This window comes from Pseudomonas fontis, assembly GCF_028656955.1.
Classification (GTDB): Bacteria; Pseudomonadota; Gammaproteobacteria; order Pseudomonadales; family Pseudomonadaceae; genus Aquipseudomonas; species Aquipseudomonas fontis.
The window spans coordinates 253664-273676 of the sequence record NZ_JAMDGY010000020.1; the positions used below are offsets into that span (position 1 = coordinate 253664).

The following is a 20013-nucleotide window of genomic DNA, read 5'->3' on the forward strand; positions in this document are numbered from 1 at the left end:
TCATAGAGCCAACCTATATGCCAGCAAAAAGCCCCAACGAAGGGGCTTCTGAACAAGCAACTAAATCAATAACGTCGAAGTATTTGCGCAATACCCGCAAAAAACTCATCAGGATGGTTGGAATGCGTCTCTATATCATTTTCCGAAACATACGCTGACCACTTGCCATTTTCATATACAAATTTAAAAGCGTCTGTACCAGCAGTTTGGCGGCTGTAACCGCCGATATTGTCTATCGGACGCACCTTCTGAACGCCATTTATCAGGAGTGACATATATCCGGTGTCGCGATTGCCTGGCTCATTCCAGAAAGTGAGTTGAATACTTTCTGCCTTCGGTCGCCCTACAGCTTTATCCAAGTATCGAGAGGTCTTTTCGCTGTACACAGCATCAGCCGTCGCAGTTGCCGGCATGACCTTATTCATTTTGGGTTCGCCACAGCCGACAAGTGCAGCCAAAACCATGGTGACAACGATGATGCTCAGCTTTTTCATAATCAGATTCCCTCAATTTAATGTCCCAGGATCTCGTCCTGCTGTAACAGCGGGGGCGGTATCGAGACCTGGCAAAGGAGCCAGACGTAGATTCGTTACTGCGTCCGCTCCATAGCCACTGGCTGCAGCGGCGCCTTCAGCTTGATCTCCACACGACGGTTCTGCGCCCTCCCCTGCTCCGAGCTGTTGCTTGCGATCGGCTGCGACGGACCGGCACCGAACACCTGAATGCGATTCTTATCAATGCCCTGGCTCATCAGGTGCTTCCCGACGCTAATAGCGCGCCTCTGGCTCAGCTCGATGTTGCTAGAGTTGCTACCGACACTATCGGTGTGGCCAGTGACCTCAATGTTGTTTTCTCCGTACTGCTTGAAGGAACCAGACAGCTTGTCCAGGTTAAATTGGGCAGCAGGAGACAGTTCGGTCGAGCCATTAGCGAACGTGATCGCACCAGGCATCACCAGCTTGATGTCATCGCCTTGGCGCTGTACGTCGATGCCAGTGCCAGCAGTCGCTTTGCGGAGTTCAGCCTCTTGACGGTCGGCGTACACGCCGTAACCTGCGCCGGCCAAGCCACCGATACCAGCGCCAATAAGTGCGCCTTTACCACGGTTGTCCTTGTTGATCAGCGCCCCTGCTGCGGCTCCTGCGATAGTGCCGATGGAGCCCCAGGTTAGGGTCTGGTTGCGGGAACCATCCTGATCCTGCAACCCAGTACCAGCGCAGCCAGTGAGAGAGAAGAGAATGCTGGTAACCAGCACGGAGGTAATAGCTTTTTGCATGTCGAGGCCTCTAATTGTTAGTCGTAGAATGGAGAAAGTGCGTCCGAACCAGTTGATAGAGTCAGCCGGATATATACGAATAACAGCGAGCACCCGACCGGGCTATTTTAGTTATTGCCTCCCTACCCCTATCGCTGCTCGGGGGCAGTTTGGTACGCAGCCATTAACTGCTACTTACTTCCTAGGCATAATTATCCACCAACACTACCGCACACACAAGTAACAAACCGCCAACCTCCTCATGATAAATACATATCACAAGACCAAAAGCCATATATAATTAACGACAACAAATAGCCGCTGCAGACCAACGATGAAAACTTTCGAAAGAGACAGCTCGCTCGATCTAATTAAGTGGATCGCACTATTTACGATGATCATCGATCACACCTGGTTCGTGCTACCAAATGAAATCCAGGAAAATCTGTCCTCGATGCGGATTATCGGTCGACTTGCATACCCCTTATTCTGCCTCGCAATTGCGGCAAATGTTGTCCGGCAGCCAATCAGTTGTCCAGTCGAATTTAAATACCTGAGTGGGATATTACTATTCGCCATCCTTAGCCAATGGCCGTATTCGAGATATTTCGATAACGGGAATTTAAACATTCTGTTCGTTATAGCACTTGGGCTAGTTATCGCTCAGGCGATGCATCATCGGACTCCCGGACTGATCTTATGCGGGATCCTAGCCCTGTTGATCACAATCGCGCTCCGTACGGTACTGAGCTATGGCGTAGCTGGAGTATTGTTACCTACTGTACTGCTAATCGCGATTCAGGCACGGACGCTAGAGTTTAAAATCGTAATTTGGTCCTTATCTGCTCTCCTCGCCGCTCTCGCAAATGTTGGCAGTTCGATTTTGCTGCTGCATGATCTGCCACCAATGGATCATGCGGTCATCACCGCAGCCGCATTGGCTCCAGTGCTCGGACTGACTCTATTGCAGATCCAGGTACGGCCGTTACGCTCCGTCAAAGGCTGGCTCTACCCGGTTTATCCGATCCACTTGCTACTGCTCAGCTCTCTGTCAGTAGCATTCTGATGCGCCCAGTTACAGGGGTCTTTTTTGACCACACCCGGCTGACTAGCAAGGAATTAATGAGCTGCATAGCTTCTTAACGAGTTACTAGTTCGTCGATGACGAGTTGACAGCGACCTGCCCCATCGCACGCAATTGCGATGGCTGAGGCCCTCCCCCGGTTTAGGAGAGAGGCCGTCACACTTTCGAGCTTCTTGGGAACAACCCATTAAGGCTCGCTACGTCGACTCTTGTTGGCCCTGCCCACGCCGTCGCGCAGCCTTCAAACGAAAACCGATGCTTTAACTCACTTCCTTCCCTTCCGGGGCTGCTCAAGCGCCTAAGGCGCTTGAGCATAGAGCGGGTATGCCATCTGGCCCGCGCAGATACCCCGACGATAGCCACTCCTGAGGTTCGGTAGCGCATGCCGTCCAGTCAAAAGGGCATCACCCACGACCATCTTGCATTTCGAATCCCTCTACCTTACTCAGAACGCCCCTAGGGCCAGATGTTAAAATCATATTAAAAGCATGTTAAGCAGCCCGAGAGTGCCTGGAGGCCGCGCTTCACGAGCTCTCCAGCAATTGACCCGCGCAGATACCCCGATAATTGACGCAGATACCCCGAAGTGGCGCGCAGATACCCCGAAGCACGCTGCGCAGATACCCCGACGCCTGTGGATAACTCATGGCCTCCTGCTTTTGGTGTGAGGAATCCGTGTCCATCGAACGGTGTCCTCTCCAATTGACCAATCTCTGATAACTCCCTCATCTTCCAGTTCGCCCAGTGCGTTCGGTAATGCTCGGCAGTTGAAGTCCCGTGGACGCCCTCGCGACCCGCTCCATACTCTGAGCTTGTCACAACCTATTCCATGCCCCCCAACCTGATGACCAGCTATATAGTTTTGAAGATATTTTGCCAAAGGACTTTTTAATCTCACCCTAACATCCATATCAATGAATGCAAGAAACTCATTAGCAAATATTGAGACAATCTCAGCGTCCATTTCTATGGAATATTTCCCACTTACCCCCCACCTCAACTTATCTATTAACCTAAAGCTTTCACCCCCCAGCTGGCCTTGCACAAATATTGTAGCACTTGTAAGTCGTTCCATAGAATCATGGAGCCGTCGATAACTTTCTGATGAAAGATCGCTTCCACGGCCAATTGCACGTAAAAATGATGAACGCTCGAAAAAAATCCTTTCACCTGGAAACGCACCTTGGGACAACTGAATCGTATGCAAGAAAACATCATTGTCATACATATCTAACTCCTCGCCTGACATTCTTACCAAACAATCAGAGCGCCCCTCAAGAATTTGATTCTTTAACGTTCTCCGCTCTCCTTTTTTAAGATTTGAAAACAAGCCAGTTCTGGTCCACTGCGTAGGCATCGCTGAAGCCATGACAGGCAGAAAAGGAAATTGATACTGAGAAGGCGTGACCTCGTTGCTTGGACGTCCAACTTCAGCTTGAATGGCATTTCTATGATTTTCGCGTTCCGCTGCCTCTTGCGAACGTCTTTGCAAAATTGCATGAGCTCTTGAAGGAATGCCGCACGCAGCCTCTCGCTCCGGCCAAAGCTCATGCATGCTGACCCACCTGCTCCGCTAGCCTTAAGCGAGAAATGCGCCCGAATAAATGAAAAATAGCCGTACGGTGATCCGAAGTAGGGAGCCTCAGCACAATCCCCAAAATTTCAACCAACGTTGCTCGGCGGGTGAGGCACGCGAAATTAATGCTTGCAAATCTGCAAAACAAACACATATCTTATCCACCTATTGCGCTCTGCAGGTTTCCGCCAAGAATTAGCTGCCGAACGTAATTACTTAAAAGCCCGTCACATACGGGCTTTTTTATGCCCGTTTCTTTGAGGTATGTCGCTGCTGCGCGTAAAACTCACAAATTTCTGCGAGGTTCCAGCGAATTGCGCGGCCGAAATGCAACGGCTGTGGAAAGGTGGGATCATTCTTCGATAGCCGATAAAGCGTTGAACGTGAAATCTTAAAGATCTCGCAAACCTGCTCAGTAGTCTGAATTTGCATCACATATATCTCGTTGTCGAAGCCTGTGACGCTGATCATTCGCGACACGAGCTGACACGTCAATCCGCCTACAACTAGCTCTAAACTGCTGATTTTAGGATTATTTTACTATGTGAATTGCATTCGCATATCTTTATGCAGATCTACAGAGATCACTTACTTAAAAATCCGAATAAAGAATTTAAAACCTATATTGAAATAACTATTTCATCTAAAAAAACATCTTCATTTTGGAGTGAACGAGGAATTAGGTTTGAAAAATGCTTTGGGCAGCGCAAGCACCAATCGGGCGCGGTTGACGCTGAAAGGCCGGGGCATTTCGTGTCGAGTCACGGCGGACCTTTTCTAATAGTTGTTAGTGACAACAAAGACAGTCAACCCCATGCGCACGGTTCAATCTGCTGGTCGGTGTGTTGACGACCACGCTCTTCAACCATAGCGTTACGAGTGACAACCAGTAGGAAATGACATGTCGGATAAGCACAGCGACGATCTCAGCTGGGATGCTGAAGACCTCCACGAGGCACTGACCCAGCTGGTGCGCGTCTACCAATTCAGGGATCGCGACCGCATTTGCAGCTACGACGTATCGGTCACTCAGTGCTACGCGGTTGAAGCTTGGTGAAGGAGGGACCACTGCGTCTCCAGGCCCTGGCCGAGCAGATGTTCCTGGACAAGAGCACAGCCAGTCGTGTCGTCGCTACTCTGGAGCGAAAGGGGTATGTCTCCCGGGTAGAGGATCCAGAAGCTCGCCGGGCCGTCCAGGTGCAGGCTACCGAAGCCGGCGTCGACCTGTACGAGCGCATTCGTGCCTGCCTGATCGCCGAAGAGAAGGCGATGATCAGCTGCCTGCCGCCGGAAGTACGCCAAGGGGCCCTGACGTTGCTACGCCAATTGACTCGTGCTGCCCAAGTACGTTGTGGCTTGGCGACCGAGTGCTGCCCAGCCCAGCCGCAAGAAAAGTGAAAACCCTTTAACCACATTGTTCCACCTCCCCAAAGGAAGCCAGATGCACATTCGCCTCGCTCAACTCGGTGATGTCCAGGGCATTGCCGAGATCTTCAACCAGGGGATCGAAGACCGCAGCTCTACGTTCGAGACCCAGCCGCGCACCGCCACGGATGTACAGCCCTGGGTTGCCGATATGTCCCGCTATCCGGTACTGGTCGTCGAGGTCGACGGCGCGGTAGTGGCGTGGGCAAACCTGAGCAGCTACCGCGCGCGTTCGTGCTACGCCGGCATCGCCGACTTCTCGATCTATCTGCACCGTGACGTCCGCGGACGTGGCATTGGCAAGGCGCTGCTCAAGGCATTGCTCAGCGAGGCTGAGGCACGTGGTTTCTGGAAAGTCCTCTCCCGCATTTTCACGTTCAACGAGGCAAGCCTCGCACTCTGCCAGTCCTGCGGCTTCAGGACGGTTGGCGTCTATGAGAAGCACGCTTGCCTTGAAGGCCGATGGCTGGATTGCGCGATCGTTGAGCGGGTGTTTCCGTCGAACCAACCCGTTCCAGATGACGAAGCAGCTGCGGCATGAGATAACCCGCGTCAGCCCCTACACCCCTGAGGGTTGCTGAGGCGAAGTTCCTTTGTTTGGGCAGCCCGACGAAGTACAGGCCTGGCACCTGATCTGCCTCTCCGTTTCGCTGCCGGACACGCCCTTGCCGGTCGGCGACTGGGAGCTGTGCGAGAAACTCCAGGCTCGGCCGGAAACCAGTGGCGAAGATCAACGCGTCGGCCTGGTGGGTGGTTCCATCCGGCCAGACAACGCCCTCGGGCAACACCTGCTGGAACATCGCTCTACGCTGGAGTCGTCCGGTACCCAGAGCCTTCCGGTATTTGCCGGTATCCAGCACAGGCGTGCTCTGGTCACTCAGCCACCGTGTGTACTCCAACCGGGTGAGTCTCAACCAGGTGTGAAAATCGAGCCCCAGGATCCGCTGGGGGAAGAAGCGGATCTTCTCGCGGGTCGCCAGCACCACCTGCGCAACGCTGGCAAGCTCATAGGCAATTTGAACAGCCGAGTTCGCCGCGCCGACCACGACGACGCGCTGGCCGGCAAAGACCTCAGGCGTCCGATACGCGGAGCTGTGCAGACAGGTACCTGAAAAGCTTTCCAGGCCAGGAATGTCAGGCGTGTACGGAAAGCTGAAGCCCCCCGATGCCACGACCACCGCACGCGCCGTGAAGGTCAATCCGTTGGCCGCGCGAACCTCGAATGTCTTTTCCTTCTGCACGACTTCCACCACTCGGGCGCCGCCCTCAAAAGGCAGCTGAAACTCGGCGGCGTATGCCTCCAGGTACTGCACCACTTCGTCTCGCAGTGGGTAGCCCTGGGGATTGCCGGGAAACACCATCCCCGGTAGCGCTGAATACTCTGCCGGGGAGAACAGTTGCAGGCTGTCGTAGTAGTTGCGCCAGTTCCCACCAGGGTGTGTCTGCTCATCCAGGATCAGAAAGTCCAAGCCGTGTTGCTGCAAATGCCAGCCAAGCGCCAAACCCGCCTGCCCACCACCGATGACGACCACATCCACCGTACGAGTCGATTTATTCATATGTGCGCACTCATGCATATATTTGAGCAAATAAAGGGCTAGAGCTACGGGCAGCACAGCGAAACCAGACCCTTGGTTCGCTGGAGCAAGCCCTCAAGGCGCTCGACGATCGCCCCACCATTCACTTCGTAGAACATTTGCCTGCCCACCTTGGTGGCCTTCACGATCTGGGCATCGTGCAGCACCTGTAGGTGCCTGGAGATCACCGAGCGCTCCTGCGGCAGCTCTTTGGCGATTTCACCGACATCCGCCCGGCCCAGCAGGAGCACGCGCTTGAACACCGCGACCCTGGAGGGCTCGCAGAGCGCTTTGAAGAAGGCTTCGTCCAGCGACTCGATGGCAGCGTCGATTGCTTGGGTGCGGAGGTTCTGGTTGGTCGTCATGTCGCCAATATATGTGCGCGAACATGCACATGTAAAGCCACCTATCACAGAAGGGGTTGCGATACATTCGGAAAAGCGTATATTCGAAAAACCATATACAGGCAGAGTACCTCGTGATGACTGGCAAGATCCGCGTCCTGTTTGTTTGCACCGCAAACGCTGCTCGCTCCCAGCTCGCCGAAGCATTGCTCCGACACACAGACCCTCTGCGCTTTAAAGCATTCAGCGCCGGCACTCAGCCTGGCGAAGTCGATCCGCGTACCTTCGCGGCGCTTGAGCACCTTGGTATCGATGCCAGCGGCCTGCGCAGCAAGTCCATCGATGAGTTCGCCGACGAATACTTCGACTACGTCATCACCCTTTGCGACAAGGCGGCGCTGGAATGCCAGGTACTGCCAGCATTGGGCGAGCGCCTGGCGTGGCACTTCGAAGATCCGGTCACCAGCGAAAAACACGATGCCTTCCGCCATACGCTTCACGAGATCCATGAGCGCATCAAGATGTTCGTCCTCGTGAAAACCAAACACTGAGAACCGCTATGACTGATCCACTGACCCCTACCAAGGTTTTCAAATGCCTCGCCGACGAGAACCGCATTCGGATGATGCTGCTGATCGCCCGCGAGGAAGAGCTCTGCGTCTGTGAGCTGACCTGTGCGCTGGAGGAAAGCCAGCCCAAGATTTCCCGCCACCTGGCGCAGCTGCGTACGTGTGACCTGCTGGCAGACCGCCGCCAGGGCCAATGGGTTTACTACCGGCTGCATCCAGAGCTGCCCGCCTGGGTACGCGAGATCCTGAAAACGACGCTGGAAGCCAATAGCGAGTGGCTGAACAGCAGTTCCACTCGACTGGACGCCATGGGTGACCGCCCACAGCGCATCGCCACCTGCTGCTGATCACTGCCGAGCAAAAACCGATGAAAGTTCTGTTCCTCTGCACCGCCAATAGCTGCCGCAGCATCCTGTCAGAAGCCGTGTTCAACCACCTGGCCCCGGCCGGCATGAAGGCCTACAGCGCCGGCAGCCAGCCCAAGGGCGAGGTGCATCCGTTGTCCATCTCCGCGCTTCAGGGCGCCGGTATCTCCACCGAAGGCCTCAGCAGCAAGTCCAGTGATGCGCACGCCGAGCTCGCCCCGGATTTTGTCATCACCGTCTGCGACAAGGCTGCCGGCGAAGCCTGCCCCGTGTTTTTTGGGCCGGCAGTAAAAGCCCACTGGGGGCTTTCCGACCCATCGGATCTGCAGGCAAGCGTCGCCGAATTGGATGTGGCGTTCGACATCACGCTTGAGCAGATCAAACGACGAATCACGGCATTCCTCGCACTGCCTTTTGAACAACTGGATGCCGCCCAGCTCAAGGTCGAGCTGGCCCGCATCGGAACGCTCTGACGTTTAGGGAGACCCACCATGAGCAAGAGCCGACTTTCCTTCCTCGACCGTTACCTGACGGTCTGGATCTTCCTGGCCATGGGCCTAGGTATTGCTCTGGGCAGTCTGTTCCAGGGCTTGCCCGCGTGGCTGAACAGCCTGTCGGTAGGCTCGACAAACATCCCCATCGCGATTGGCCTCATCGTCATGATGTACCCGCCGCTGGCGAAGGTGAAATACGAGGAACTGCCTCAGGTTTTCAAGGACAAGCGCATCCTCGTGCTGTCGCTGGTCCAGAACTGGGTAATCGGCCCGGTGCTGATGTTCGGGCTGGCAGTAGTGTTCCTTTCCGACAAGCCTGAGTACGTGACCGGCCTGATCCTCATCGGCTTGGCGCGCTGCATCGCCATGGTGCTGGTCTGGAACCAGATCGCCGGTGGCAACAACCAGTACGTGGCGGGCCTGGTCGCCTTCAACAGCATTTTCCAGATCATGTTCTTCAGCGTGTACGCCTGGATCTTCCTGGGCCTGCTGCCGCCGCTGTTTGGACTTGAAGGCAGCGTCATCGAGACCAGCTTCCTCGAAATCGCCCAATCGGTGCTGATCTACCTGGGCATACCGTTCCTGGCCGGTTTCCTGACCCGCAAGATCCTGATCAGCAGCAAGGGCGAGAGCTGGTACCAGGAACGCTTCATTCCGAAGATCAGCCCGCTGACGCTCGTGGCGTTGCTGCTGACCATCGTGGCCATGTTCAGCCTGAAGGGCGACATGGTGCTGCAGCTGCCGCTGGATGTGCTGCGCATCGCCATCCCGCTGACCATCTACTTCGTGGTGATGTTCTTCATCAGCTTCTGGATGGGCAAGCTGCTGGAGGCCGACTACCCACGCACCACCGCGCTGGCGTTCACCGCAGCGAGCAACAACTTTGAACTGGCCATTGCCGTGGCCATCGCTACTTTCGGCCTCGCCTCGCCGGTCGCCTTTGCCACCGTCATCGGGCCCTTGGTGGAAGTGCCGGTACTGATCTCTCTGGTGGGCGTGGCCTTGTGGCTCAAACGCCGCTGGTTCGATCAGCCATCTGGTGCCTTGTCTCAGGAGTAAATCATGACCGAACACCACATCCCCAATATCGACAACGATCTGGTCGACCTGCCGACAGCAGACAAGCTGGCAGTCGAGCAAAAGTCCACCCACAAGCCTCGCATTCTGCTGCTGTATGGATCGACCCGCGAACGCTCGTTCAGCCGCCTGCTGACGGAAGAAGCGGCACGCCTGCTGGAGCACTTCGGTGCGGAGACGCGGATCTTCAATCCCGCTGGCCTGCCACTGGCGGATGACGTGCCCGATGACCACCCCATGGTCAAGGAGCTGCGCTATCTGGTGCTGTGGTCGGAAGGCATGGTCTGGTGCTCACCAGAACGCCACGGCGCGATGACCGGCGTGTTCAAGTCGCAGATCGACTGGATTCCATTGAGCATGGGCGCCGTGCGCCCGACGCAGGGTAAGACCCTCGCGGTGATGCAGGTCTGTGGCGGCTCGCAGTCGTTCAACGTGGTCAACCAGCTGCGCGTCCTCGGCCGCTGGATGCGCATGTTCACCATCCCCAACCAGTCGTCCGTGCCCAAGGCCTACCTGGAGTTCGACGAGGCGGGCCGCATGAAACCCTCGGCGTACTACGACCGTGTCGTCGACGTGATGGAGGAGCTGGTGAAGTTCACCCTGCTGCTTCGTGACCGCGCCGACTACTTGGTCGATCGCTACTCCGAGCGAAAAGAGTCGGCTGAAGAGCTTTCCAAACGCGTTAATCAACGATCCGTCTGAGGCTTTCTGAGCATGCAACTGCACCCGTATTCCGTGCTGGTTACTCCCGAGCTGATCGGCCAGCTGATCTTCACCCCGTGCCCTGGTACCAAGGACACCTCGGTATCCCAAGCATTGGCAACACTGCGCGAAGCCGGTGCTAGTGCACTGGTCACCCTGATGCCGAGTGACGAACTGCTGCAGAACGAGATCGATCTGTTGCCCGAGGAGTGCCAACTGCTGGGCCTCGAATGGTTCCACCTGCCGGTGGAAGACGACCAAGCTCCCGGTGAGCCCTTTGCTGCCGCCTGGGACACTCACCGGGACCGCCTGAAAGAGCTGGTGATGACCGGCAAGACGATCGCCATTCACTGCAAGGGCGGCTCCGGCCGTACCGGCCTGTTTGCAGCCCGCCTGATGATCGAGTGCGGCATTCCCGTGCAGGACGCTGTTGCCCAGGTCCAGGCCCTGCGCCCACGTGCGATTCAGAACCCTGCGCACGTCGACTACATCAACCAGTTCGCCAATACCCTCTGACCGTCCCCTGACGGCTACGCGAGAACGACAACATGGCAATCAAAGTAGGCATCAATGGGTTTGGCCGCATCGGTCGCTTGGCGCTGCGCGCGTCTTGGGACTGGCCAGAGTTCGAGTTTGTGCAGATCAATGACCCGGCCGGCGACGCCGAGACCCATGCCCACCTGATCAACTTCGACTCGGTCCACGGCCGCTGGCACCGTGAAGCCCGTGCTGAGGGCAGTATGATGGTGATCGACGGCAAGCGCATTCAGGTCACCGCGAACAAGACCATCGCAGACACCGACTGGTCGGGCTGCGACCTGGTCATCGAGGCCAGCGGCAAGATGAAGTCGGTAGCCGTGCTCCAGGCCTACCTGGATCAGGGCGTGAAACGTGTGGTGGTCTGCGCTCCAGTGAAGGAGAAAGGCGCACTGAACGTGGTGATGGGCGTCAACCAGCACCTGTTCGACCCGGCGCAGCACCGGATCGTTACCGCCGCCTCCTGCACTACCAACTGCCTGGCCCCGGTGGTCAAGGTGATTCACGAGAACCTGGGCATCCGCCACGGATCAATCACCACCATCCACGACCTCACCAACACACAGAGCATCCTCGATACGCCGCACAAGGACCTGCGCCGCGCCCGTGCCTCGGGCATGAGCCTGATCCCGACCACCACGGGCTCGGCCACCGCAATCGCCGAGATCTTCCCCGAGCTGCGCGGCAAGCTGAATGGTCACGCCGTGCGTGTACCTCTGGCCAACGCCTCGCTGACCGACTGCGTATTCGAAGTGGAACGCGAGACCACAGCTGAAGAGGTCAACACGCTGCTGAAGGCTGCGGCCGAAGGCCCGTTGAAAGACATCCTGGGCTACGAAGAGCGTCCACTGGTGTCCATCGACTACCGCACCGATCCGCGCTCCTCGATCATCGACGCGCTGTCGACCTTGGTGGTCAATGGTACCCAGGTGAAGCTCTACGCCTGGTACGACAACGAGTGGGGCTATGCCAACCGTGCGGCAGAACTGGCCCGGCTGGTCGGCGCGGCGGAGTAAACGGCGATCATGAAGGCGTTGTCAGCCCTGTCTGCGGAAGTGCGTCAGTACCTGCTGGTTACCGGCAACTACTGGGCCTTCACCCTCACCGACGGCGCATTGCGCATGTTGGTGGTACTGCACTTCCATTCGCTGGGCTACACGCCGCTGCAGATCGCGGCGCTGTTCCTATTCTACGAAGTGTTTGGCGTCATCACCAACCTGGTGGGCGGCTACCTCGGCGCCCGCCTGGGACTCAACCGCACCATGAACATCGGCCTGGGCATGCAGGTCGTGGCCTTGCTGATGCTCACGGTACCGGCAGCCTGGCTGACGGTGCCGTGGGTGATGGCCGCCCAGGCGCTGTCCGGCATCGCCAAGGACCTGAACAAGATGAGCGCCAAGAGCTCCATCAAGCTCCTGGTACCGGACAGCCAGCAAGGCACCCTCTACAAATGGGTGGCCATCCTGACGGGCTCGAAAAACGCGCTCAAAGGCGTGGGCTTTTTCCTCGGCGGAGCACTGCTCGCGTTGCTCGGCTTTACCCTGGCGGTGCTGGCCATGGCGGCAGTACTGGCCCTGATCTGGATCGGCAGTCTGGTACTGCTGAAAAAGGACTTGGGCAAAGCCAAGGCCAAACCCAAGTTCCGCGACATGCTGTCCAAGAGCCGGGCCATCAACATCCTCTCGGCCGCAAGGCTGTTTCTCTTCGGTGCCCGGGACGTCTGGTTCGTCGTGGCGCTGCCGGTGTACCTGAGCACTGCGTTTGGCTGGGACTTCTGGCTGGTCGGTGGCTTTCTGGCCGCGTGGATCATTGGCTACGGCATCGTCCAGTCGTTTGCTCCTCACATCACCGGCAAGAAGCGCGGTCACGTGCCGGACGGCCGAGCGGCCTTCATTTGGGCGATCGCCCTCGCCGGGCTGCCCGCGCTCATTGCCGTGGGCTTATCGGCGGGCTGGTCGGCGCAGGTGGTGCTGCTCGGTGGGCTGATGCTGTTCGGCGTGCTATTCGCGGTGAACTCATCGCTGCACAGCTACCTGATCGTCAGCTACGCCAAGGAAGACGGCGTCTCCCTGGATGTGGGGTTCTACTACATGTCCAACGCCCTGGGTCGGCTGGTCGGCACGCTGCTGTCGGGCTGGGTGTTCCAAGCCTATGGTTTGCAGGCCTGCCTGTGGGTTTCCAGCATTTTCGTATTGGCCGCCGCGCTCATCTCGATCGGGTTGCCCAGACACAGCGAAATGGCGCAGCAGACCCACTGATCACGGAGGGAGAGCGGAGGCACTCACGCCTCCGCTTTCACCAGAAACTGCTCGATCTCTGCAACAGTGCTCCTGGCGGTGCGCGTCACCCCGATCAAGGTGGCGGATGCAGAGCCTGTCCACTCACCATAACCGACCAGCCAAAGGCCAGGCTCATTCACTGCACGTGTACCTGTAACTTCGACGCGACCGTCCCCAGTGAGTACCCCGAGGCTCGCCAAGTGCCCCAGCGACGGCTTGAATCCGGTGCACCAAATCACCGCATCGACTGCGGTCTCCGAGCCATCCGCCCAGACCACACCGTCGGGGATGAAACGGACGAAGGGCCGCACAGCATGCAGAACATCTCGCTCACGTGCCTCGACAACAGGCGGGACCATCACGATATCGCCTAGCCCACCGACTGGCTGCTCAATAACACGCCCCTCCATCTGCGCTTTCCAGCGCTCTGTCGCCCGTTCGAACAGCTCTCGACCATCCACATCATCAGGTAGGAAAAGTGGGGCGGTGGGCATTACCCAAGTCGCATCCGCGACTTGGCTAACCTCCGCGAGAATCGGTGCCCCGGAATTGCCGCCACCGACGACCAGTACCCGCTGGCCCGAGAAGGCCAGCGGCTCAACATAGTGAGCTGAATGCAGCTGCAGTCCACGGAACAGCTCGGTACCGCGGTCAGCTGGGATGTTCGGATGCTCCAGGTGCCCGTGGCACTGACCACTGCTTTGGCATCCCAGTATCCGCGCTCGGAATGGACACGCACTGGCCGCTCAACAGGGAACTGATAGCGAGCCTCATACTGGGTGAAGTAGTCGATGACATGCTCGCGAGAGGGATAGCCATCCTGAACTGGCGGCATCATCCAGCCGGGAATGGAGCTCCAGGTGGCCGGCGAGAAGATCTTCAGAACGCAGAGAGAAGTGGGGACTAAAGTGGGGACTAAGTAGATAGCCCTGTCGAGAAAGCTAGCGCAGAATTGCGCTAACCGCCTGATTATATTGGTGTCCCAGGGCAGGCTCGAACTGCCAACCTTCCCCTTAGGAGGGGGATGCTCTATCCAATTGAGCTACTGAGACACAAGACCGGCAGCAGGCGCCACACGGTATGAAGTGGCGTGCATGTTACCGAGCACACCCGGGTTTGTCATGTCGTCAATCGGGCTTTTTGCCTGCCGTGAATTCGTCAAGCATCGGTGGATTCCTGCAACCCTGCAAATGGCCTGCACAAAACCACAGCGAACGCACCATTCAGCTACCCAGCAACACGCCTTCACGCTCCAGCACTTGCACAAAGCGCAGCAGCGCATCCTGCAGCCGTGCGGAGTTGTCCAGGGTGACCACACCACCCCCGACAACCTCGGCAATCTGTGCGTTGCGCTTCAGGCGCTGCTCGATCTCAGCAGCACTTTCCCGACCTCGCGCCACCAGGCGCTGACGCAACACTTGTGAGTCGACCGTCAGAAGAATCGGCAACAGGTTCGGGTATCTTTCCTGCGCCTGTTCAAGATGCGCCCGCGAACCATTGACCAGCACATTGCGGCCTTGCGCCAGCCAGCTGTCGATTTCGCTCGGAATGCCGTAGGACAAACCATTTGCTCGCCAATAGAGGGCAAACGCGGCGTTTAGCAATAGCGTCTCGAACTGCTGCGGCGATACACTGTTCGCCTCCTCACCCACCGCTTCGGCGGAACGGGTAATCACCCGGCGCACGATCCACACGCCGCGTGACTCCAGCACAGGACGTGCAGCCTCGATCAGGCTGTCTTTGCCAGCCCCCGAGGGACCCATGAGGTAAATCAGCCTGCCAGGTGAGGCTGTCTGGGTACTGGCGCTTGCGTCATACTGCATAGCCACTATGCTCATAGATAGGAAAGCACGCGCATTCTAGGCGCTTTCCAAGGCCTTTTCCGCCTGTTCCTATGTGTAGGCGTTGAAGGCAGGCTGAATCGGGTCAGCAAAAGAAATGAAAACTTTTCAAACCAGTACTCATTTCTGATAATTGGTACTGGCAATAAGCCTTCACCCGGTTCAATATTTGTCACAGAATTGACGCCAAGGAACCGGCGACAATGAGGCATCATGGTGACCTCATTCACAATTCAGGTTGAACATTTTGTCGTTGCGATGGTCGTAACACTCATCGTGCGGCCGATTTCGAGAACCGCTTCCCCCTGAACTAATCCGGTCAATTATATGCGCCCAATGAAACAGGCTATCTACTCAAGCCGCACCGCTGACAAATTCGTCGTCCGCCTACCCGACGGAATGCGTGAGCGCATTGCCGAGGTTGCGCGTAACCACCACCGCAGCATGAACTCGGAAATCATCGCACGCCTGGAACAGAGCCTTATCCAGGAAGGCGCACTGGGTGACGACCTGAGCATGCGTCTGGACAGCCCGGAACTGTCCCTGCATGAGCGTGAATTGCTGCAACGCTTCCGCCAGCTGTCCCACCGCCAGCAAAACGCGCTGGTCGCCTTGATCGCCCACGACGTCGAGATGGCCGCGGACGCTTCCTGATCCCCGCCCAGCCGCATAAAAAAAGCCAGCGAAAGCTGGCTTTTTTGTGTCCGGAGCATCAGGCCTAGAGCAGGAAGATGGTTGCCAGCCCGAGGAAGATGAAGAAGCCACCGCTGTCGGTCATGGCCGTGATCATCACGCTGGCGCCCATTGCCGGATCACGCCCCAGGCGTGCCAGGGTCATCGGGATCAATACCCCCATCAGCGCCGCCAACAACAGGTTGAGGGTCATTGCCGCGGTCATCACCACACCCAGCGACCAGCTGCCGTACAGCAGGTAGGCCACCACGCCGATCACCCCGCCCCATACCACGCCGTTGATCAAGGCCACCGCAAGCTCCTTGCGCATCAGACGCGAGGTATTGCCGGGGCTGACCTGGTCGAGCGCCATGGCCCGCACGATCATGGTGATGGTCTGGTTGCCGGAGTTGCCACCAATACCGGCCACAATTGGCATCAGCGCTGCCAGCGCCACCAGTTTCTCGATCGAACCCTCGAACAGGCCGATCACCCGGGATGCCACGAAGGCGGTGATCAAGTTGATCGCCAGCCACGCCCAACGGTTGCGCAGCGAACGCCAGACCGAGGCGAAGATATCTTCTTCTTCGCGCAGACCGGCCATGTTCAGCACTTCGGTTTCGCTTTCTTCACGAATCAGGTCGACCATCTCGTCGATGGTCAGACGGCCGATCAGACGGCCGTTCTTGTCAACCACCGGGGCTGATACCAGATCGTAACGCTCGAACGCCTGAGCCGCATCATAGGCGTCCTCCTCCGGGTGGAACACCACCGGGTCGTCCGCCATGACATCGGCAACCTGCTTGTCGGGGTCATTGACCAGCAAGCGCTTGATTGGCAGCACGCCCTTGAGGATGCCGTCATAGTCGACCACAAACAGCTTGTCGGTATGGCCCGGCAGCTCCTTGAGTCGACGCAGGTAGCGCAATACGACTTCAAGGCTGACGTCTTCGCGGATGGTGACCATCTCGAAGTCCATCAACGCACCGACTTGCTCCTCGTCGTAGCTCAGTGCGGAACGAACACGCTCACGCTGCTGGCCATCGAGGGTTTCCATCAGTTCATGGACAACGTCACGCGGCAACTCAGGCGCCAGGTCGGCGAGTTCGTCGGCGTCCATCTCCTTGGCAGCCGCAAGCAACTCGTGATCGTCCATGTCGGCGATCAGGGTTTCCCGAACCGAGTCGGACACTTCAAGCAGGATGTCGCCATCGCGTTCAGCCTTGACCAGTTGCCAGACGGTCAGACGATCGTCCAGCGGCAAAGCTTCAAGGATGTAGGCAACGTCGGCGGAGTGCAGGTCATCGAGCTTGCGTTGCAGCTCGACGAGGTTCTGCCGGTGAACAAGGTTTTCAACCAGGTCGTGATGATGGCCTTCCTGACGGTGCGTCAGGTCTTCGACCACGCGCTGGCGCTGCAGCAGTTCGACCACCTGAGCCAGGCGATCCTGCAAGCTTTCCTGCGTCTTTTTTACTTCATTTTCAGTCATAGGCGAACTCCACCCCCAGCAGCGGAGCACGCCGGGAGATTCAATCAGTCAAATCTTGATTGGTGAAACGAGCTATTGAGTAACTACTGGGTAAGTCCATGGTGGGATTCCACAAGCCCCGGCGGGGCTGACGGGCGCAATCATACACTGCCTGACCTGTCAGGGTGCTGAAAATCTTGGCTAGAACAATCGTTTGCGAGACATAGCTGTGACAACGCTCATGTACTTCTGTGCGACGGCAGACGCAATTGAAAGAACACATTGATCGGCGGGAAATTAACATGCTGCCCGTTGCACCCCGATGACATTTGACTCATCGACAACGCCGGGAGAATAAAAACGCGGAAAGCAAAAAGCCCGCCTAAAAGGCGGGCTTTTCGTTGTATGGTGCACTCGACAGGATTCGAACCTGTGACCGCTCGGTTCGTAGCCGAGTACTCTATCCAGCTGAGCTACGAGTGCAGGGTTGGCGCTTGGTAGACCAGCTCACCTCTGGTTGAAACAGAGGTTACTTCCAGAAACTGAAAACAACCTCTTAAATGGTGCACTCGACAGGATTCGAACCTGTGACCGCTCGGTTCGTAGCCGAGTACTCTATCCAGCTGAGCTACGAGTGCAGGGTTGGCGCTTGATAGACCAGATCACCTCTGGTTGAAGCAGAAGTTACTTTCAGTTAACTGAAAACATCTTCTTAAATGGCGCACTCGACAGGATTCGAACCTGTGACCGCTCGGTTCGTAGCCGAGTACTCTATCCAGCTGAGCTACGAGTGCATTTGATGTCGCGCATTATAGCCCGCTCAATCTCTATATCAAGCACTTTTTCGTTTAGTTTCAATAACTTAGCGAAGAAGCCAGATTGCAGCGTGCTATTTGAATAATGGCGGAGAAGGGGGGATTCGAACCCCCGATACCCTTGTGAGGTATACTCCCTTAGCAGGGGAGCGCCTTCGGCCACTCGGCCACCTCTCCGCAACACGGGGCGTATAATAACCAGAGGCTTCCCCGTTTGCAAACTCTTTTTTGAAAAAAACTCGATAAAAATTAACGGCTTGCTTCTTCGTCCTTCTCCTGCTTGATCCGCAGGTAGATTTCCTCACGGTGTACGGCCACTTCCTTGGGCGCATTTACACCAATCCGCACCTGGTTTCCTTTGACGCCGAGCACGGTCACGGTGATTTCGCCATCGCCTATTATCAGGCTCTCTGCGCACCGACGAGTCAGAATCAACATACCTTTCTCCTCACGCAATTCAGTTCAGGGACAACAGTCTGCAAAAAAAAGGGCTTCAACCTACAACCATGACGGCTGTCGACCTAAGCCTAAGTATTGACCAGCGCGGGTAAAAGAACAGACCACCCACAATAGCCAGAAACACGAAGGGCGCGGCCAGGCCGCGCCCTTGGGGCAAAAACGCTTACTCGCCCTGACGGGACGGTGCGTCGAGCTCGAAGGCGGTGTGCAACGCGCGCACAGCCAGCTCCAGGTACTTCTCTTCAATTACCACAGAGACTTTGATCTCGGACGTGGAGATCATCTGGATGTTGATGCTCTCCAGCGCCAGGGCTTCGAACATGCGGCTGGCAACACCTGCGTGTGAACGCATGCCAACACCCACGATCGACACCTTGGCAATCTTGGTGTCGCCAATCACTTCACGTGCACCGATTTCGCTGGCCGTGTTCTGCAGAACCTTCTGCGCCTTTTCATAATCGTTGCGGTGCACAGTGAAGGTGAAGTCGGTGGTGTTATCGTGCGAAACGTTCTGCACGATCATGTCGACTTCAATGTTCGCCGCGCTGATCGGGCCGAGGATCTTGAAAGCAACGCCCGGGGTATCCGGTACGCCGCGAATGGTCAGCTTGGCTTCATCGCGGTTGAAGGCGATGCCGGAAATGATCGGCTGTTCCATGGATTCCTCTTCATCAATAGTAATGAGGGTACCCGGACCCTCCTGGAAACTGTGCAGCACGCGCAGCGGAACGTTGTACTTGCCGGCGAACTCGACGGCACGGATCTGCAACACCTTGGAACCGAGGCTGGCCATTTCCAGCATCTCTTCGAAGGTAATCTTGTCCAGCCGCTGCGCCTGGGACACTACGCGCGGGTCGGTGGTGTAGACACCATCGACGTCGGTGTAGATCTGGCACTCGTCAGCCTTCAGCGCAGCCGCCAGGGCCACACCGGTGGTATCGGAACCACCACGCCCGAGGGTGGTGATGCTGCCGTTCTCGTCAACGCCCTGGAAACCGGCAACCACCACCACGCGACCTGCCTTGAGGTCTTCGCGGATCTTCTGGTCATCAATCTGCAGGATGCGCGCCTTGTTGTGCGCACTGTCGGTGAGGATCCGCACCTGGTTGCCGGTATAGGACACCGCCGGCACACCCAGGTCATTCAACGCCATGGCCAGCAAGGCGATGGTGACCTGCTCGCCCGTGGACACGATCACGTCCAGCTCACGTGGAACCGGCTGCTCACTGATCTGCTTGGCCAGGTCGATCAGGCGATTGGTTTCACCGCTCATGGCCGACAGGACAACCACCAGGTCATCGCCAGCTTCGCGGAATTTCTTGACCTTCTCGGCAACCTGCTTGATTCGCTCGACTGTGCCGACCGAAGTACCGCCAAATTTCTGTACGATCAACGCCATTTCAAAGCCGCCTCAGCCCGTGAAGGGCACCCAATAAACAATCAATCAACGCTGTGGCCCGCCACTAGACGACGG

Annotated in this window: 20 protein-coding genes, 5 tRNA genes and 3 pseudogenes; 12 read left to right on the forward strand and 16 right to left on the reverse strand. The window is 57.1% G+C overall.

Going from position 1 to position 20013, the window contains the following annotated elements:
• Positions 1-65: 65 nt before the first annotated feature.
• Positions 66-494: a hypothetical protein gene (locus M5G11_RS08420; RefSeq protein ID WP_273908980.1), complete on the reverse strand. Its 429-nt coding sequence runs from the start codon at positions 492-494 to the stop codon at positions 66-68.
• 95 nt (positions 495-589) lie between these two features.
• The gene (locus M5G11_RS08425; protein ID WP_273908979.1) at positions 590-1276 is read right to left on the reverse strand and encodes a YiaD family glycine zipper/OmpA-like lipoprotein; all 687 of its coding nucleotides are present in this window, start codon (positions 1274-1276) and stop codon (positions 590-592) included.
• A 313-nt stretch (positions 1277-1589) separates the two neighbouring features.
• On the opposite strand from M5G11_RS08425, the gene M5G11_RS08430 reads away from it, so the two are divergent.
• The gene (locus tag M5G11_RS08430; protein WP_273908978.1) at positions 1590-2321 is read left to right on the forward strand and encodes a TraX family protein; all 732 of its coding nucleotides are present in this window, start codon (positions 1590-1592) and stop codon (positions 2319-2321) included.
• Positions 2322-2982: 661 nt separating this feature from the next.
• On the opposite strand, the gene trfA is transcribed toward M5G11_RS08430, so the two are convergent.
• Together trfA and M5G11_RS27545 are read right to left on the reverse strand one after the other, a co-directional pair.
• Positions 2983-3894: a plasmid replication initiator TrfA gene (trfA, locus tag M5G11_RS08435; RefSeq protein WP_273908977.1), complete on the reverse strand. Its 912-nt coding sequence runs from the start codon at positions 3892-3894 to the stop codon at positions 2983-2985.
• Positions 3895-4158: 264 nt separating this feature from the next.
• Positions 4159-4386 carry a helix-turn-helix transcriptional regulator gene (locus tag M5G11_RS27545; protein WP_420793886.1) on the reverse strand — a complete coding sequence of 76 codons (228 nt, stop codon included), beginning with the start codon at positions 4384-4386 and terminating at the stop codon, positions 4159-4161.
• A 430-nt stretch (positions 4387-4816) separates the two neighbouring features.
• Between M5G11_RS27545 and M5G11_RS08440 the strand changes: the two are divergent.
• Positions 4817-5313 (forward strand): annotated as a pseudogene (locus M5G11_RS08440) (MarR family winged helix-turn-helix transcriptional regulator).
• Positions 5314-5356: 43 nt separating this feature from the next.
• Complete coding sequence (locus M5G11_RS08445) at positions 5357-5881, forward strand: arsinothricin resistance N-acetyltransferase ArsN1 family A (RefSeq protein WP_337994596.1); 525 nt, start codon at positions 5357-5359, stop codon at positions 5879-5881.
• On the opposite strand, the pseudogene M5G11_RS08450 reads toward M5G11_RS08445, so the two are convergent.
• Positions 5856-6899: pseudogene (locus M5G11_RS08450) on the reverse strand (NAD(P)-binding domain-containing protein); the annotation flags it as partial. The gene M5G11_RS08445 and the pseudogene M5G11_RS08450 overlap by 26 nt on opposite strands.
• A 44-nt stretch (positions 6900-6943) precedes the next feature.
• Entirely contained in the window at positions 6944-7282 is a 339-nt protein-coding gene (locus M5G11_RS08455) for an ArsR/SmtB family transcription factor (RefSeq protein WP_273908975.1), read from the reverse strand.
• A 116-nt stretch (positions 7283-7398) separates the two neighbouring features.
• Between M5G11_RS08455 and M5G11_RS08460 the strand changes: the two genes are divergently transcribed.
• The 8 genes from M5G11_RS08460 to arsJ are packed head-to-tail and all read left to right on the forward strand — an operon-like array spanning position 7399 to position 13263.
• On the forward strand, positions 7399-7812 hold the full coding sequence (locus M5G11_RS08460; protein ID WP_273908974.1) for an arsenate reductase ArsC: 414 nt from the start codon (positions 7399-7401) through the stop codon (positions 7810-7812).
• Between the two features lie 8 nt (positions 7813-7820).
• Positions 7821-8177: a metalloregulator ArsR/SmtB family transcription factor gene (locus M5G11_RS08465; protein ID WP_273908973.1), complete on the forward strand. Its 357-nt coding sequence runs from the start codon at positions 7821-7823 to the stop codon at positions 8175-8177.
• Positions 8178-8197: 20 nt separating this feature from the next.
• Positions 8198-8668 (forward strand): arsenate reductase ArsC, encoded by a 471-nt coding sequence (locus M5G11_RS08470; protein ID WP_273908972.1) that lies wholly within the window; start codon positions 8198-8200, stop codon positions 8666-8668.
• An 18-nt stretch (positions 8669-8686) separates the two neighbouring features.
• Positions 8687-9748: an ACR3 family arsenite efflux transporter gene (arsB, locus tag M5G11_RS08475; protein ID WP_273908971.1), complete on the forward strand. Its 1062-nt coding sequence runs from the start codon at positions 8687-8689 to the stop codon at positions 9746-9748.
• Between the two features lie 3 nt (positions 9749-9751).
• Positions 9752-10468 (forward strand): arsenical resistance protein ArsH, encoded by a 717-nt coding sequence (arsH, locus tag M5G11_RS08480; protein WP_273908970.1) that lies wholly within the window; start codon positions 9752-9754, stop codon positions 10466-10468.
• A 12-nt stretch (positions 10469-10480) separates the two neighbouring features.
• A complete protein-coding gene (locus M5G11_RS08485) occupies positions 10481-10984 on the forward strand; it encodes a cyclin-dependent kinase inhibitor 3 family protein (RefSeq protein ID WP_273908969.1) in 504 nt (167 codons plus the stop codon).
• Positions 10985-11016: 32 nt separating this feature from the next.
• Complete coding sequence (locus M5G11_RS08490) at positions 11017-12021, forward strand: ArsJ-associated glyceraldehyde-3-phosphate dehydrogenase (RefSeq protein WP_273908968.1); 1005 nt, start codon at positions 11017-11019, stop codon at positions 12019-12021.
• A 9-nt stretch (positions 12022-12030) separates the two neighbouring features.
• Positions 12031-13263 carry an organoarsenical effux MFS transporter ArsJ gene (arsJ, locus tag M5G11_RS08495; protein WP_273908967.1) on the forward strand — a complete coding sequence of 411 codons (1233 nt, stop codon included), beginning with the start codon at positions 12031-12033 and terminating at the stop codon, positions 13261-13263.
• A gap of 23 nt (positions 13264-13286) precedes the next feature.
• On the opposite strand, the pseudogene M5G11_RS08500 reads toward arsJ, so the two are convergent.
• The 3 genes and pseudogenes from M5G11_RS08500 to phnN all read right to left on the reverse strand — a co-directional run.
• Positions 13287-14167 (reverse strand): annotated as a pseudogene (locus M5G11_RS08500) (ArsO family NAD(P)H-dependent flavin-containing monooxygenase); the annotation flags it as partial.
• Between the two features lie 92 nt (positions 14168-14259).
• Positions 14260-14336: transfer RNA gene (locus M5G11_RS08505), tRNA-Arg, on the reverse strand.
• Positions 14337-14507: 171 nt separating this feature from the next.
• Positions 14508-15107 (reverse strand): phosphonate metabolism protein/1,5-bisphosphokinase (PRPP-forming) PhnN, encoded by a 600-nt coding sequence (gene phnN, locus M5G11_RS08510; protein ID WP_273908966.1) that lies wholly within the window; start codon positions 15105-15107, stop codon positions 14508-14510.
• Positions 15108-15452: 345 nt separating this feature from the next.
• Here phnN and M5G11_RS08515 point away from each other — a divergent pair, with 345 nt between their 5' ends.
• Positions 15453-15779, forward strand: coding sequence for an Arc family DNA-binding protein (locus tag M5G11_RS08515; RefSeq protein WP_015271261.1), 327 nt, complete (start codon positions 15453-15455; stop codon positions 15777-15779).
• Positions 15780-15843: 64 nt separating this feature from the next.
• Here the strand turns inward: M5G11_RS08515 and mgtE are convergent, their stop codons facing one another.
• The 7 genes from mgtE to M5G11_RS08550 all read right to left on the reverse strand — a co-directional run bounded on the left by mgtE (position 15844) and on the right by M5G11_RS08550 (position 19938).
• Positions 15844-17286 carry a magnesium transporter gene (gene mgtE, locus M5G11_RS08520; protein WP_273908965.1) on the reverse strand — a complete coding sequence of 481 codons (1443 nt, stop codon included), beginning with the start codon at positions 17284-17286 and terminating at the stop codon, positions 15844-15846.
• Positions 17287-17671: 385 nt separating this feature from the next.
• Positions 17672-17748, reverse strand: a tRNA-Arg gene (locus M5G11_RS08525).
• Positions 17749-17826: 78 nt separating this feature from the next.
• Positions 17827-17903 (reverse strand) — tRNA-Arg (locus tag M5G11_RS08530).
• A gap of 79 nt (positions 17904-17982) precedes the next feature.
• Positions 17983-18059 (reverse strand) — tRNA-Arg (locus M5G11_RS08535).
• Between the two features lie 107 nt (positions 18060-18166).
• Positions 18167-18257: transfer RNA gene (locus M5G11_RS08540), tRNA-Ser, on the reverse strand.
• 72 nt (positions 18258-18329) lie between these two features.
• The gene (gene csrA, locus M5G11_RS08545; protein ID WP_273908964.1) at positions 18330-18518 is read right to left on the reverse strand and encodes a carbon storage regulator CsrA; all 189 of its coding nucleotides are present in this window, start codon (positions 18516-18518) and stop codon (positions 18330-18332) included.
• A 184-nt stretch (positions 18519-18702) separates the two neighbouring features.
• On the reverse strand, positions 18703-19938 hold the full coding sequence (locus M5G11_RS08550) for an aspartate kinase (RefSeq protein WP_273908963.1): 1236 nt from the start codon (positions 19936-19938) through the stop codon (positions 18703-18705).
• Between the last annotated feature and the right edge of the window lie 75 nt (positions 19939-20013).